Origin of the sequence: Bacillus sp. FSL K6-1033, from assembly GCF_038630765.1 — a bacterium.
Lineage (GTDB): Bacteria > Bacillota > Bacilli > Bacillales > Bacillaceae > Bacillus > Bacillus altitudinis.
The window spans coordinates 2,632,630-2,646,523 of the sequence record NZ_CP152041.1 but is presented as its reverse complement, the minus strand read 5'-3'; the positions used below and the strand labels follow the sequence as shown (position 1 = coordinate 2,646,523).

The 13,894-nt window shown below is 40.5% G+C and carries 14 protein-coding genes and 1 other annotated feature (1 of these 15 cut by a window edge); of the genes, 7 read left to right on the top strand and 7 right to left on the bottom strand.

The genetic code is table 11. The annotated features are described in order from the left end of the window. Window positions 1-151, top strand: a binding site (T-box leader) (it extends 87 nt beyond the left edge of the window). A 53-nt stretch (window positions 152-204) separates the two neighbouring features. Next, entirely contained in the window at window positions 205-1,473 is a 1,269-nt protein-coding gene (tyrS, locus tag MHH31_RS13510) for a tyrosine--tRNA ligase (protein WP_342461899.1), read from the top strand. Window positions 1,474-1,601: 128 nt separating this feature from the next. Here tyrS and MHH31_RS13505 read toward each other — a convergent pair whose 3' ends face one another. Beyond that, complete coding sequence (locus MHH31_RS13505; RefSeq protein ID WP_039170277.1) at window positions 1,602-1,943, bottom strand: antibiotic biosynthesis monooxygenase; 342 nt, start codon at window positions 1,941-1,943, stop codon at window positions 1,602-1,604. A gap of 202 nt (window positions 1,944-2,145) precedes the next feature. Here MHH31_RS13505 and MHH31_RS13500 point away from each other — a divergent pair, with 202 nt between their 5' ends. The 3 genes from MHH31_RS13500 to MHH31_RS13490 all read left to right on the top strand — a co-directional run bounded on the left by MHH31_RS13500 (window position 2,146) and on the right by MHH31_RS13490 (window position 3,750). Beyond that, window positions 2,146-2,793, top strand: a complete 648-nt coding sequence (locus tag MHH31_RS13500; RefSeq protein WP_041092577.1) for a triacylglycerol lipase — start codon at window positions 2,146-2,148, stop codon at window positions 2,791-2,793. Window positions 2,794-2,888: 95 nt separating this feature from the next. Next, window positions 2,889-3,101, top strand: coding sequence for a hypothetical protein (locus tag MHH31_RS13495; RefSeq protein ID WP_039170275.1), 213 nt, complete (start codon window positions 2,889-2,891; stop codon window positions 3,099-3,101). A 49-nt stretch (window positions 3,102-3,150) separates the two neighbouring features. Beyond that, window positions 3,151-3,750, top strand: a complete 600-nt coding sequence (locus MHH31_RS13490) for a cysteine hydrolase family protein (protein ID WP_284725589.1) — start codon at window positions 3,151-3,153, stop codon at window positions 3,748-3,750. A 9-nt stretch (window positions 3,751-3,759) separates the two neighbouring features. On the opposite strand, the gene MHH31_RS13485 is transcribed toward MHH31_RS13490, so the two are convergent. The 3 genes from MHH31_RS13485 to MHH31_RS13475 all read right to left on the bottom strand — a co-directional run bounded on the left by MHH31_RS13485 (window position 3,760) and on the right by MHH31_RS13475 (window position 5,988). Next, window positions 3,760-4,320: a hypothetical protein gene (locus MHH31_RS13485; protein ID WP_024718693.1), complete on the bottom strand. Its 561-nt coding sequence runs from the start codon at window positions 4,318-4,320 to the stop codon at window positions 3,760-3,762. Window positions 4,321-4,575: 255 nt separating this feature from the next. Next, window positions 4,576-5,178, bottom strand: a complete 603-nt coding sequence (gene rpsD, locus MHH31_RS13480) for a 30S ribosomal protein S4 (RefSeq protein WP_007501777.1) — start codon at window positions 5,176-5,178, stop codon at window positions 4,576-4,578. Between the two features lie 309 nt (window positions 5,179-5,487). Beyond that, the gene (locus MHH31_RS13475; protein WP_041092574.1) at window positions 5,488-5,988 is read right to left on the bottom strand and encodes a GAF domain-containing protein; all 501 of its coding nucleotides are present in this window, start codon (window positions 5,986-5,988) and stop codon (window positions 5,488-5,490) included. A 126-nt stretch (window positions 5,989-6,114) separates the two neighbouring features. On the opposite strand from MHH31_RS13475, the gene refZ reads away from it, so the two are divergent. Next, on the top strand, window positions 6,115-6,780 hold the full coding sequence (refZ, locus tag MHH31_RS13470; protein WP_342494889.1) for a forespore capture DNA-binding protein RefZ: 666 nt from the start codon (window positions 6,115-6,117) through the stop codon (window positions 6,778-6,780). Here refZ and hisJ read toward each other — a convergent pair. Further along, window positions 6,750-7,565, bottom strand: coding sequence for a histidinol-phosphatase HisJ (hisJ, locus tag MHH31_RS13465; RefSeq protein ID WP_047945281.1), 816 nt, complete (start codon window positions 7,563-7,565; stop codon window positions 6,750-6,752). The two genes, refZ and hisJ, sit on opposite strands and share 31 nt — an antisense overlap. Before the next feature lie 336 nt (window positions 7,566-7,901). On the opposite strand from hisJ, the gene ezrA reads away from it, so the two are divergent. Then, window positions 7,902-9,605, top strand: coding sequence for a septation ring formation regulator EzrA (gene ezrA / locus MHH31_RS13460; RefSeq protein ID WP_342494888.1), 1,704 nt, complete (start codon window positions 7,902-7,904; stop codon window positions 9,603-9,605). A gap of 40 nt (window positions 9,606-9,645) precedes the next feature. On the opposite strand, the gene brnQ (MHH31_RS13455) is transcribed toward ezrA, so the two are convergent. Further along, window positions 9,646-10,989: a branched-chain amino acid transport system II carrier protein gene (gene brnQ, locus MHH31_RS13455; RefSeq protein ID WP_024718689.1), complete on the bottom strand. Its 1,344-nt coding sequence runs from the start codon at window positions 10,987-10,989 to the stop codon at window positions 9,646-9,648. 213 nt (window positions 10,990-11,202) lie between these two features. Then, window positions 11,203-12,546, bottom strand: coding sequence for a branched-chain amino acid transport system II carrier protein (brnQ, locus tag MHH31_RS13450; protein ID WP_039170258.1), 1,344 nt, complete (start codon window positions 12,544-12,546; stop codon window positions 11,203-11,205). Between the two features lie 202 nt (window positions 12,547-12,748). Here brnQ (MHH31_RS13450) and MHH31_RS13445 point away from each other — a divergent pair, with 202 nt between their 5' ends. Next, window positions 12,749-13,891: a cysteine desulfurase family protein gene (locus tag MHH31_RS13445; protein ID WP_060832557.1), complete on the top strand. Its 1,143-nt coding sequence runs from the start codon at window positions 12,749-12,751 to the stop codon at window positions 13,889-13,891. Window positions 13,892-13,894: the final 3 nt, after the last annotated feature.

Below are 13,894 nucleotides of genomic sequence, written 5' to 3'. Positions count from 1 at the left end.
CGAATTACCCTCACGAACCGCTTTTACGAAAAGGAGCATGCATGTTGCCTGATTAGTGAAAGAACGGATCTGTCCGTTATCAGTGTAAGTGAAAAGACGTGTTGTTTTGTCTTTTAAGCAGGGTGGTACCGCGATATATATCGTCCCTTCGTTCATTCGAAGGGGCGTTTTTTATGTTGAATTGTAAAAAAAGGAGATTTGGATATGAGTCAATTGATGGAAGAATTATCGTTCAGAGGATTAATTCAGCAGCAAACAGATGAAGAAGGTTTAACAAAATTATTAGCAGAAGAAAAAATCAAGCTATACTCCGGCTTTGATCCAACAGCTGACAGCTTGCACATTGGTCACTTACTGCCAATTTTAACATTGCGCAGATTCCAAGAAGCAGGCCATCATCCGATTGCACTTGTTGGCGGCGCAACTGGACTGATTGGTGACCCAAGTTTCAAAAAAGCAGAACGTTCACTAAACCCAGCAGAAATCGTCGAACAGTGGTCAGAGAAAATCAAAGGCCAGCTCTCTCAATTTCTTGATTTTGAAGCAGGCGAGAATCCAGCCGTTATCGTGAATAACTACGACTGGATCAGCCAAATGAATGTCATCACGTTCCTTCGTGATATTGGGAAGAACTTCGGTGTGAACTTCATGCTGGCAAAAGATATCGTCAGCTCACGGATTGAGACAGGTATTTCGTACACAGAATTCAGCTACGTCATCCTGCAATCGTTAGACTTCTTGAACCTTTACAGAAATGAAAACTGTAAGCTGCAAATCGGCGGAAGTGACCAGTGGGGAAATATCACATCTGGACTTGAGTTGATCCGTAAGTCTGAAGCAGAAGGCGCAAAAGCATTTGGTCTCACAATGCCGCTTGTGACAAAAGCAGACGGCACGAAATTTGGGAAAACGGAAGGCGGCGCCATCTGGTTAGATAAAGAAAAAACATCACCATATGAATTCTACCAATTCTGGATTAACACAGATGACCGTGATGTCGTGAAATACTTAAAATACTTTACGTTCCTATCAAAAGAAGAGATCGCATCGTACGAAGAAAAAGTGCAAACAGCCCCTGAAAAGCGTGAAGCACAGCGCCGTTTGGCAGAAGAAGTCACAACACTTGTGCATGGCCGTGAATCACTAGAACAGGCTGTCAACATCTCAAATGCGCTATTTAAAGGCGAGATCAAATCTCTTACAGCAGAAGAAGTGAAAGTAGGCTTTAAAGATGTGCCATCAATGGAGAAAGACAGTGCAGAAGAATTAACACTTGTTGATGTTCTTGTCGAATCAAAACTGTCTCCATCAAAACGCCAAGCACGTGAAGATATCACGAATGGCGCAGTTTCCATCAACGGAGAGAGACAAACCGACAAAGAATACGTCCTTTCAGCTGAAGATAGAATTGAAAACCAATTTACCGTCTTAAGAAGAGGGAAAAAGAAATATTTCCTTGTGACGTATAAATAAATCCTTATGAAACAGTAAGTATCATGAAAAGCACCTCAATTGTTCATATACATTGAGGTGCTTTTCTTTTTTATTCAGAAGTAGGAATTAAGCTTTTACAGAGCGGTTTTCTCTCATTTGTCTGTTTCTTATTCAAGAAGTGAATCTTCGTTTGTATAAGCATGTTCTACCTTACAAATTCGGGTTGTATAGGATTCATACCAATCTTTTTTTCCTTTTTTTTGAACACGCTGATGTGCTGTATGTGCTTTCCATTCTTTGATGGCTGCTAATGAATCCCAGTAAGAGACAGTGATTCCAACACCATGTTCATCTCGTACACTTTCTATTCCAAGAAACCCGTCTAGTTCTTTCGCTAATTCTTCCATTTTTTGAGCAGCCACGGCGTATTCTTTCTGCTCGACATTTGTTCGTTTTGATGTGAAAATCACGGCATAATAGGGTAGTGCAGGTGTTTGAGTAAACAGCATCTAGCAGAACCTCCTTTTGTCTATTCACATTATATATGAAAGATAGAGGGGCTCGTAGTCTTTTTGTTTTAATTTAAAAAAGTCCAAGGTGCTTTATGATTATTTATATTTCTGTAAAATCATCTTATAAACATTACCTTGTTCACTTTTCTGACATATTTTTCTTGTATAAAATAGAGTCGAATAAGATGAATAAGGGGGAATGAAAGTGATTCGATTTAAGAAAAAGAGTTTGCAAATTCTTGTTGCCCTTGCCTTAGTGCTAGGTTCAATAGCCTTCATCCAGCCGAAAGAAGCCAAAGCGGCTGAGCATAATCCGGTTGTAATGGTACACGGCATGGGTGGTGCGTCTTATAACTTTGCTTCGATCAAACGATACTTGGTATCACAGGGATGGGATCAAAACCAACTTTTTGCAATCGATTTCATAGACAAAACGGGCAATAACCTGAACAATGGCCCGAGGCTCTCTAGATTCGTCAAAGATGTACTAGCCAAAACGGGCGCCAAAAAAGTAGATATTGTGGCTCATAGTATGGGCGGTGCGAACACGTTATACTATATTAAGAACCTAGACGGCGGAGATAAAATTGAAAACGTCGTCACACTTGGTGGAGCGAATGGACTCGTTTCACTCAGAGCATTACCAGGCACCGATCCAAATCAAAAAATTCTTTACACATCCGTCTATAGCTCAGCCGATCTCATTGTCGTCAACAGCCTCTCTCGCTTGATTGGTGCGAGAAACGTCCTCATCCACGGTGTTGGACATATCGGTCTATTAACCTCAAGCCAAGTCAAAGGCTATGTGAAAGAAGGATTGAATGGCGGAGGACAGAATACGAATTAAAAAATCAAAAAGACAGCGATTTGTGCTGTCTTTTTTGATGTCATGGTTATATGGGTGCTGCTAGGTGTTGAAGAAGATTTTTAGGAGGATAAAAGATGACGCAAAAACTCAAATATGCTTTCTTGGGCTACTTTCTCTATTTCCCATGTTCATTTCTGATCATCTATATGATCTGGATGGCAATCGTCAAATCAGTGCAATGGGCAGAAGTCATATCTAATTGTACATCCATCATTGGTATCTATTACTTAATAGCCAGTGTGTGGTTTGTCTTTTTACTGCAAAAACAGACAAAACATCGTACATAGCCAAATAAAAACATGTACAAATCAACCGCCATTCCTTACACTACATATAATGAACGAGAATCTTCGGAGGTGGGTATTTGTGCAACAACATCAAAAGGCTTTGATTATGGTCGATGTACAGAAAGCATTCGAGCACGAAAAATGGGGAGAACGGAATAACCTAGATGCAGAGAAGAATATCAGTCGTCTATTGACGTTTTGGAGAGAAAAAGGATGGACAGTCATTCATATTCAGCATACATCGGATCAGCCGCACTCCTTATTTTATCCAGCAAATGAAGGGCACTCCTTCAAAGAGATCGCCAAACCGCTAGATGAAGAAACGGTCATACAAAAGAAAGTCAACAGCAGCTTTATAGGCACAAACTTAGAGGAACAACTAAGATCAAACGAGATCGACACTGTTGTGATTGCTGGACTCACAACACCACACTGCGTATCTACCACAACAAGAATGAGTGGAAACCTAGGCTTTGAGACATACCTCATGTCAGATGCAACAGCCGCTTTTGGTTTAACAGATCAAACCGGTACATACTATGACCCAGAAACGATCCATCGCCTTTCACTTGCAACACTGCATGACGAATTTGCGACTGTCCTGACAACTGAGCAGCTGATCACAAATTGGGCAAGCAAAAGCTCCTAGAAATCATCTCTAGGAGCTTTTTGCTTGTTCATCCAGCGGCTGTTTTCGTTGTTCAATACTTGAGTAGATAAGATCAATTCCAATAAATAAGAAGCTGACAAAGAAAGATAAAATGAGTGTGCCGTGCTCCCAAATGGAGACATTGACTATGTTCATATTAAGTACAAACTTAATTGAGAAATGCACAACGATCCATGAGAGTAAAAATTCAAAGATAAACGTGAACCATTGAGGAAATCTTAGCAAAGAGGAAATTCCTTTACCAATGAATACTAAAAAGATCGACCAAAAAAGAACAATCCCACTGACGAATAGACAGAAGGTCAATAATGAAAGAAATGATGCATAGGTAATATATTCTCCAAAAAGAAAATTCACTCCTAATGAAACAACATAAAGTACAGAACTTGGAATGATGATGACAAAACTAATCGAAAAAAAGATGAGTAAAATGAGGAGAATTTCAGCGATAGCTCCAGGCGCTTCATCGACAACTTTTGTCTTTCTCAAAACCGCATAGATAACAATTGAAATGAGCATAAGTGCTAACATAAATGAAATGATCGACAAATTGCTTTCCTCCTTAACGTTCCTTACATTATTGTTTTAAGTTGTGAGTTATCCAGTAAATGTAATTGTAAGAGGAAAACGAAAAAGAGTAAAGAGTAATCGGTGTTCTAATTTTCTTGTGTGCAAATAAGTTATTTGTAGCTAGAGAGTATCATACAAAAGACCAAACAAAAAACCAAACAAAAAACCCTAGAAATCCTTGAACAATCAAGGTCTCTAGGGTTTGTTTGATCACTCTCTGAGAGAGTCATGAAATTAACGAGAGTAGAACTCAACGATTAGTTGTTCGCTGATTTCAGGCGCTAATTCAGAACGCTCTGGAAGACGAGTGAAAGTTCCTTCAAGCTTTTCAGCATCGAAAGTAAGGTATTCAGGTACGAAGTTGTTCACTTCAACTGATTCTTTCACAACTGCAAGGTTTTGAGATTTCTCACGAAGAGCAATCGTTTGACCTGGTTTCACAGAGAAAGATGGGATGTCTACACGGCTTCCATCAACAAGGATGTGACCATGGTTTACTAGCTGACGAGCTTGGCGGCGCGTACGAGCAAGGCCAAGACGGTATACTAGGTTGTCAAGGCGAGTTTCAAGAAGGATCATGAAGTTTTCACCTTGTTTACCAGGAAGTTTAGCAGCTCTGTCAAATAGTGTACGGAATTGACGTTCGTTGACACCGTACATGTGACGAAGCTTTTGCTTCTCTTGTAATTGTAAACCGTATTCAGATAGTTTTTTGCGTTGTCCTGGACCATGTGGGCCTGGAGCGTAAGGGCGTTTTTCAAGTTCCTTACCTGTTCCGCTTAATGAAATGCCTAAACGGCGGGAAATCTTCCAACTTGGACCTGTATAGCGAGCCATAATGTGACTCCTCCTTATTGTTTTTATTTGTGAAAAATAAAAACCGTCTGTTCTTTGTCTTTTCCGTCATTATGTTTTCATGCATCCTCGCTCCAGCAGCAGGGAGTTACAAGATGCACCTCCATATAGAAGGAACAAAATGATACAAAAAAGCCGAACAAAAAGGCTGCCATATTTCACACAAACTCTATTATATGACGCCAGATAGGAGAAGTCAACCTATTTAAAGAGGAGAATGTCAAACGTGGTCGCATTCATCCGGGAAGAAAGCAAAACAAAAAAGCAGACATATTGTCTGCTTTTCAAGCATCATGACGCATCAGTAGAGGCTGATAACGCATTTTGGAGAACCTCTGTAAATTGAACTAAGTACGTTTCATCCACTTCATTGAAACGATCTTTCACTGGACTGTCAATATCGAGTACCCCAATGATTTGTCCATTTACTTTAAGTGGGATCACAATTTCAGATTGCGATGCTGCATCACATGCAATATGACCAGGGAATGCATGGACATCAGCGATACGCTGTACATCACCTGTCGCAAATGCTGTACCGCAAACCCCTTTTCCAGAAGGAATGCGTACACATGCGGGCAGTCCGTTGAATGGACCAAGCACAAGCTCTCCGCCTTTTGCTAAATAAAATCCTGCCCAATTGACTTCAGGAAGCGAGTGATAAAGCAGCGCCGCAGCATTGGCTAGGTTGGCAATGAGATCAGGTTCACCATCCGTAATCGCTTCTACTTGTTTGATGAGTAATTGATAGTCTTTCGATGGATCACCAGACTGTTTTTCGACATGAAACATGAAAATCTCCTACTTTCTATCTCAAAAATACATAACTTGCGCTTCGCATGTGGGATTTGTCGAGCAATGATTAAAGGAACTTCCGCCTTCACCTTGAAGTATGTACACATGAAGAGGGGTGAGCGGATGAAAACATCAACAACCGTGCAAACAAAAGATCGTATTATTGAAGCTGCCATCAGACTTTTTAACCAAAAAGGATTTTCTGGAACCTCTGTCCGTGAGATTGCGAAGGAAGCAAACGTCAACGTTGCCCATATATCTTATTACTTTCAAGGAAAAGGAGGGCTACTTGAGCAACTCGTATCCGATTTTTATGAAGGGTACATTCAAATGATTGAATCACACATCCAGCACATGGAAACCCGTCATGCAAAAGAATGTTTACTTCATGTGGTTTTTGATATTTTATCTTATCAGCATGAAAATCGTCAATTAACCCGTTTCGTTTATCGAGAGGTGACCATTGATTCAACGCTGATCAGGGAAATCATGTCCACCTATTTAACAAAGGAAAAATACTTGTTTCAGCTCATCATTGAAAAAGGAAAAAGCACCCATGTGATTTGTAAGCAGCTGTCACTCTCATCATTTATGATCCAGCTAAAATCACTTCTGATGATGCCATATTTACAGCCGCAATATTTAACAGAGGTGCTTTATATCAACCCAAACGAGCCTTACTTTTATCAAACGTACTATAAGGAACTGAGCCGGTCGCTTCATCATCTGTTAGAACCAAATGAACCCGCACTTGTTCCTCACCTGAAACTCATGATGTCTTCAAATTGATCATACGCATACCCGAGATCTTCCGCTTGATGGGCATCAGACCCGAATATGAGCGGAATTTTTTTCTGTTTTGCTAGATCAATCATCCATTGATCTAAATAGATACTTCTGGCATATGTTTTACGAAGACCTGATGTATTAAAATCTAAGGACATGCCTTTTTTTGCCGTTTCTTCAAGACAAAGGGTGACCCTTTGACATAGTTCTGGCGACATTTCGTATGGGAAAAGTTGTTTGAATTTCTGGACAAGGGTGATATGACCGATTCTCTTTGGCTTATATGGACCTAAAGATGATAGAATAGAAGAATGAATTTGGTCATAGTAGCTTTGATAGACGTGTTCGGTGCTGCCATAGATGCTGATCAGCTGCTTGAAGGCGTGCTCATCAAAATCAAGACAAATATAATCATTGCCAGCAGGAAGAAAGTGAACAGATAAAATGCTATCGTCTAGTTCAGGGCCGTAACAGTCTAAAAAGGCACTTGTTTCCTCTTCATACTCTTTGATATAGTCGACCTCAAGCCCAGTTTTTACTATTAACTGTCCTTTGTATTCCTGTTTCAGCTGATCCAGCTTCGTCAAATAGGCTTCAAGGTCTCGAAGCTTCATGGCGCTATCCTGCTCAGGCGTTGGATCTCGAAACGAAGGAGGCAGCGGGGCATGCTCGGTAAAGGTGATGGAATCAAATCCCTTTTTCATTGCTTTTTCAATATAAGAATGAAAAGGATCAAGCGTACCGTGCGGGCAAAATGGCGTATGTAAATGTGCATCTTGTTTCAACATGTCGTCACCTCTTGTCGATATTTTGAAAAACGTCATGTTTATCAGCGAAAATAATGAAAAATCATGACCAAAAATGCTGGTTACATGGTATCATAATAACAATGAAAACGACAGCTTCCGCATACATAAAAACAGGTCACATCAATACATGTGATCAAATGATAGAAAGCCTGAATGACTTTCTTGAAAAAACATACATAAAACCGTGAATGGATCGTATTGGGAAAAATACAATCCTGCTTATAAAAAACAAATGCAAAGCGGACACGAAAGGGTTCTCAGGTCTACTCGGGACACTACCCTGACATCACTTAGATCACAACAAGGGGGCTCATTATGGAGTTTATCATCGGTTTAATTGTCATTTTGCTTGCTTTGTTTTCAGTCGGTTATTTCCTCAGAAAAAATATATATAAAGAGATTGACCGATTGGAAGCATGGAAAATTGAAATTTTAAACAGATCAATTGTAGAAGAAATTTCAAAAATCAAACATTTAAAAATGACCGGAGAAACAGAGCAGTTTTTTGAAAGATGGCGTGCAGAGTGGGACGATATCGTCACAGCCCATCTTCCAAAGGTAGAGGAGCTATTATATGATGCAGAGGAGTATTCTGATAAATATCGATTCTCCAAAGCGAAGCAAGTTCTTGCACATATAGGAGATCTGCTCACCGCTGCTGATTCAAACATCGAAGACATTTTAAAAGAGATTGCAGACCTTGTCACAAGTGAAGAGCAAAACCGAAAAGACATCGAGAAGGTCAAAGAGCAATATCAAACGGTACGAAAAAATCTACTTGCTTACAGCCATTTATACGGCACCCTTTATGACAAAATGGAGCAGGACTTGGACGAGGCCTGGGAAGGGATCAAGCAGTATGAGGAAGAGACAGAAAACGGAAACTACATGACAGCAAGGAAAATTTTGCTTGAGCAAGACCGCAGACTCGATCAGCTGCAATTATATATCAATGATGTACCGAAGCTCATCGCAGACTGCAAACAAACGGTGCCAGGTCAGCTGACGAAGCTGAAAGACGGTTATAAAGAAATGACAGACAAAGGCTACAAGCTAGAGCACATCCAGATCACAAAAGAGCTGGAGAACTTGAATAAACAGCTGACCCGGGCGGAGAAACTGCTGATTGATGAACTCAACTTAGATGAAGCATCAAGCATTCTGCAAATGATTGATGATGCGATTCAGACGCTGTATGATCAGTTAGAAGCAGAAGTAGAAGCAGGTCAGGAAATCAAGAGCAAAATGCCTGAGCTGACCGAAGCATTTGAAAAACTTGAACAAGACCACACGCAGACAAAGGCAGAAACGACTCTTGTGAAAGAAAGCTACAAGCTGACAGCGGGAGAGCTGGATCAGCAGAAAGCCTTCGAAAAACGATTAGAAGAAATTGAAAAGCTCATGAAGCAAATACGAGAGAAGCTTGATCGTGACCATGTCGCATACACATTATTAATGGATGAAATCAATCAGCTTGAGACCTTTATTGAGGAAGCCAAAACGCTTCATGAAGCGTTTAAAGATCACCTTCAATCGTTACGAAAAGAAGAATTACAGGCAAGAGAAACATTGGCTGAACTTAAAACCATGCTGACAGATACAGTGCGCCAGCTGCACAAAAGCAACATTCCAGGTGTGCCTGCTGACATCAAAGACCGTGCTGAAAAAGCGCAGGAGATGATTCAGCAAGTGCAGGAGCAGCTAGAGAATTTGCCGCTGAATATGCTAGCAGTGAACCAGCAATTAAAAGAAGCCTCTGAAACAGTCAGACAAGTGGTTGATGAAACACATGACATGCTTCGTAAAGTGGATCAAATTGAACGGATTATACAATACGGCAACCGGTTTAGAAGTCAAAACCACATTCTTTCAGAGCAATTAAAAGAGGCAGAACGAAGATTTTATGCCTATGATTATAACGATTCATTTGATGTGGCAGCAGCAGCTGTCGAAAAAGCATCACCTGGAGCCGTCCAGAAGCTTTTAACTCAGCAAGAAAAAGAATATCAGCATCAATAAAAAAGCTGAAGTCCATTTTAGGACTTCAGCTTTTTCCATGTTATGAAGCTTGCTTTTGGCGTTCTTCTGAAGCAGAAGAAGTGAATAGAGAGATCACAAATCCAATTACGATTCCGAGTATGGCAGGTACAATCCAGCCAATGCCAAGGTCATATAGCGGCAAGATCGTTTGAAAGAGATCTTTCACAGGACCAATCGGCAGTTTCGCCGCTGCTAAGCCGTCAAACAGACTGACGCAGCCAGTTAAAATCAAAGTAAGGACATACACAGGTCTTCTATGACCAAGCCATTTGTCAGCAAGTGATAAGACGATAATCACAATCGCTAACGGGTAAATCGCAGTTAACACAGGTACTGAAAAAGCGATAATATGAGCAAGTCCAAAATTTGAAATGATAAAACTGAATAATGTGACGAGTGTAACGACCATTTTATAAGAAAGTTTAGGTAATAAATTTGAGAAATACTCTCCGCACGATGTCACGAGACCGATACTTGTGGTTAAACAGGCAACCGTAATCGCCGCGCCTAACACAATATTACCTAAACTGCCAAAAAGAAATTGAGAAGACTGAGCCAAGATTTTACTACCATCTCCAACAAAACCAATCGCGTGTGTACTTGAAGCGCCTAAATAAGCAAGTGATAGATAAACAAATGTTAATCCGCAAGCTGCAATGAGGCCTGCTTTGATACAAGCAGATGTGAGTGCTTTTTTACTTGTTACACCACGTCCTTTAATGGCGTTGATGACAACAACCCCAAACACAATAGATGCAAGAGCGTCCATGGTTTTATAGCCTTCTAAAAACCCTTTGAAAAATGATCCATTGCTATAGGACACATCAGGTGTGCCAATGACGCCCATTGGTGTCAAAATGGCTTTGACGATAATAATCAAAATGATCGTAAATTTAATCGGTGTTAACACTTTCCCTACACGATCCACAATTTTCGTTGGATTTAGTGCAAGATAATACGTAATACCAAAAAAGGCCAGTGTAAATAAAAGAAGTGAGAGCCAAGCTGGTACACCAGCTAAAAAGGGTAGTGCACCAATTTCATATGAAACCGTTCCTGTACGAGGAATAGCGAAAAGTGGCCCAATAGATAAATATAAAATGACGGTAAACGCTGTTCCAAAAGCTGGGTGAGCTTTATCAGCTAATCCTTTCGCATCTCGACCTGTCAAAGCGATTGCAATAATCCCTAGAAGAGGTAAACCTACACCTGTTAATAAAAATCCGCCCATTGCTTTCCACACATTTTGCCCAGCATATTGCCCAAGCTCTGGTGGATAAATCATATTACCGGCGCCGAAGAATAGAGCAAACAGCATAAAACCTATGATAACCGTATCTTTCGTCGACAAAGTTGCCTTCATTGCATTTAAAGCCTCCATTATTATGTTGAAATATTCTGTTAATTAGTTGCTAGGTAACCGTTCATCATTAACAATCACTAATTATAAAGGATGTACGCCTGATGTCAACATGTGTTTTCGTACAAAAGTCATGAATTTTTCTATTTTAGTATATGAAGAACAATAAAAAAACATCCCCTTCTTCTTTGGAAGGGGATGTTTTGGTTTGTGATGTTATGAGGCAAGTTGCTTTGGTGGGCTGGTAAACATGGAAATAAGTACACCAATCAAAGCACCGATAATAGCTGGTATGATCCAGCCAATGCCTAAATCGTAAAACGGAACAATTGATTTCAAGATGCCAGGCAATCCGCCTAGATTCACTTCGGCAGCTAATAATCCATCAATGATGGCAAAGAAACCAGTAAAGATGAGAGAAGTGATATAAATGATTCTTCTGCCGTTAATCCAGCGGTCAAGGAACGATAATAAAATAATGACAATGGCCAGTGGATAGATCGCTACGAGTACAGGCACCGACAGAGATATGATTTGTGCCAGTCCGAGGTTTGCAACGAATGTGCTAAATAAAGAAACAATTAGAACGACGGTACGATAAGAAAGTGCTGGGAAGAGCTTTGAAAAGTATTCTCCACAAGATGAAATAAGTCCAACACTCGTCGTTAAACAAGCGAATAAAATGGCTGCGCCAAGAACAATGTTACCAGCAGAACCGAATAAAAAGTTGGCAGAAAGTGAAAGCAGTTTGCCGCCATCATTTGCTCCAACCATTCCCGTGGCATCGGGACTTGAAGCACCCACATAAGCAAGTGAAATGTACACGAGTGCCAGTCCAACAGCTGCTACGAGTCCTGCCTTAATACAAGCTGCTGCAAGAGATTTTCGCTCTGTGATGCCTCTGTCCTTAACAGCTGTCACCACGACGATTCCAAATACGATAGAAGCAAGTGCATCCATTGTTTTATAGCCTTCTAAAAATCCAGTGAAAAGCGGATTTGCCTCATATGTTTTATCTGGAGCACCGATCATTCCCATTGGCGTAGCAATGGCTTTAATGACAATAATAGCAATAACAGTTAATAAGATCGGTGTCAAAATTTTACCAATACGATCAACCAGCTTTGAAGGATTTAACGCAAGCAAGTATGAAATAGTGAAAAACACTACGGTAAAGATGAATAGTGGTACCCATGAAGTGGCTTGGGCACCTGAGAGAAATGGAGCTAATCCTATCTCATACGAAACCGTACCAGTTCGTGGAATGGCGAAAAATGGTCCAATGGATAAATACAGAATAACGGTAAAGATAGTCCCGAATTTAGGGTGTGCTTTATCGGCAAGACCTTTGGCTCCGGTACCTGTAAGGGCGACAGCAATAACCCCTAATAGTGGAAGACCTACGCCTGTAAGTAGGAATCCCCCGATGGCAAGCCATACGTTTTCACCAGCATATTGTCCAAGAACAGGCGGGAAAATCATATTTCCTGCACCAAAGAATAATGCAAAAAGCATTAGTCCAATAGCAAATGTTTCTTTTATACTTAAACTATTATTCAAAATAGTCCCTCCTCAATCAGTGTATTGTGTCAAATTTAAATATTCTGACAATTTAGGTGTTTATATGACAATTGCACTATGGATGATATAGTGAAAATAAAAAGTTGTCAACTGCCATTTTCAGAAAATTCTCTGTCTGACTTCATTATGGTAACATATAAATGCATTTATTTTTTAAGTTTTTTTGTAAGGAGTTTAAGATATGATTTATCTTGATAATAGTGCTACAACAAAGCCTTATCCAGAGGTTTTACAAGTACATCAGCAAGTGAGTGAGCGTTTTTTTGGGAATCCGTCTTCGCTGCATCAACTTGGAATTGATGCGAGCCGTCTATTAAGTGAAACGCGAAAACAAATCCTTCACTATACAGGTTTTACACAATATGAGATTATTTTTACTTCAGGTGCAACAGAAGCAAATAACATTGCCATCAAAGGGGCTGCTCTTGCCAAGATGAACCGAGGCAGACATATTGTCACAACAGCGATTGAGCATCCATCTGTCATTGAATCGTTTGAACAGCTGAAAACATTATTTGGCTTTGATATTTCCTATATTCAAGTAAATGAGCATGGCCGTGCAGATATGACGCATTTAAAAGAAGTGCTTCGCCCTGATACAGTGCTTGTCAGTCTCATGCATGTAAACAATGAAACAGGCGCGATTCAGCCGATAGAGGAAGCGGCCAGCATCATTCGGAAGTATGCCAAAGAAGCGATTTTTCATGTCGACGGCGTACAAGGAATTGGCAAGGTTCCGCTGCCTAAAGAGATGGATATTGATCTTTTAACGATGTCTGGCCACAAGATTCACGGCCTGAAGGGAACAGGTGCCCTCTTTTTAAAGAAAGAGATCGTACTTGCACCTTTTATCACAGGAGGAGAGCAAGAACTTGGCCTTCGCTCAGGGACTGAGAACCCTGCTGGAGCTGTCAGCTTAGCAAAAGCCATAAAGCAATCATTTGAACATTTAAACAAGCATCATGATGAGATGATCGCTTTAAAAAAGGAGCTAGAGCAGCAGCTTGGAAAGATAGAAGGCGTCGTCATAAACACACCGCTGACGCATAGTGCACCGCACATTGTGAATTTTTCAGTGCCAGGTATTCAAATTGAAGTCCTGCTGCATATGCTCGAAAAAGAAGGCATTTACGTTTCAACAACGTCTGCTTGTTCTGCTAAGAAAAAGGAACCAAGCCGTGTCCTGCTGGCGATGGGAAAATCAGAAGAAGCAGCCAAAAGCAGCATGAGAATCAGTTTGACATATGGACAAGGACCAGAGCTAGCGCCGCAAATCATCACATCGATCGCACAAAGTGTGAAAAAATTAAAAGGAATGAGATAACAA

Coding starts and splice junctions, on each gene's coding strand:
- tyrS (WP_342461899.1), top strand. CDS start 205: ATGAGTCAATTGATGGAAGAATTATCGTTCAGAGGATTAATTCAGCAG.
- MHH31_RS13505 (WP_039170277.1), bottom strand. CDS start 1,943: ATGCTGTTTACTCAAACACCTGCACTACCCTATTATGCCGTGATTTTC.
- MHH31_RS13500 (WP_041092577.1), top strand. CDS start 2,146: ATGAAAGTGATTCGATTTAAGAAAAAGAGTTTGCAAATTCTTGTTGCC.
- MHH31_RS13495 (WP_039170275.1), top strand. CDS start 2,889: ATGACGCAAAAACTCAAATATGCTTTCTTGGGCTACTTTCTCTATTTC.
- MHH31_RS13490 (WP_284725589.1), top strand. CDS start 3,151: ATGAACGAGAATCTTCGGAGGTGGGTATTTGTGCAACAACATCAAAAG.
- rpsD (WP_007501777.1), bottom strand. CDS start 5,178: ATGGCTCGCTATACAGGTCCAAGTTGGAAGATTTCCCGCCGTTTAGGC.
- MHH31_RS13475 (WP_041092574.1), bottom strand. CDS start 5,988: ATGTTTCATGTCGAAAAACAGTCTGGTGATCCATCGAAAGACTATCAA.
- refZ (WP_342494889.1), top strand. CDS start 6,115: ATGAAAACATCAACAACCGTGCAAACAAAAGATCGTATTATTGAAGCT.
- hisJ (WP_047945281.1), bottom strand. CDS start 7,565: ATGTTGAAACAAGATGCACATTTACATACGCCATTTTGCCCGCACGGT.
- ezrA (WP_342494888.1), top strand. CDS start 7,902: ATGGAGTTTATCATCGGTTTAATTGTCATTTTGCTTGCTTTGTTTTCA.
- brnQ (WP_024718689.1), bottom strand. CDS start 10,989: ATGAAGGCAACTTTGTCGACGAAAGATACGGTTATCATAGGTTTTATG.
- MHH31_RS13445 (WP_060832557.1), top strand. CDS start 12,749: ATGATTTATCTTGATAATAGTGCTACAACAAAGCCTTATCCAGAGGTT.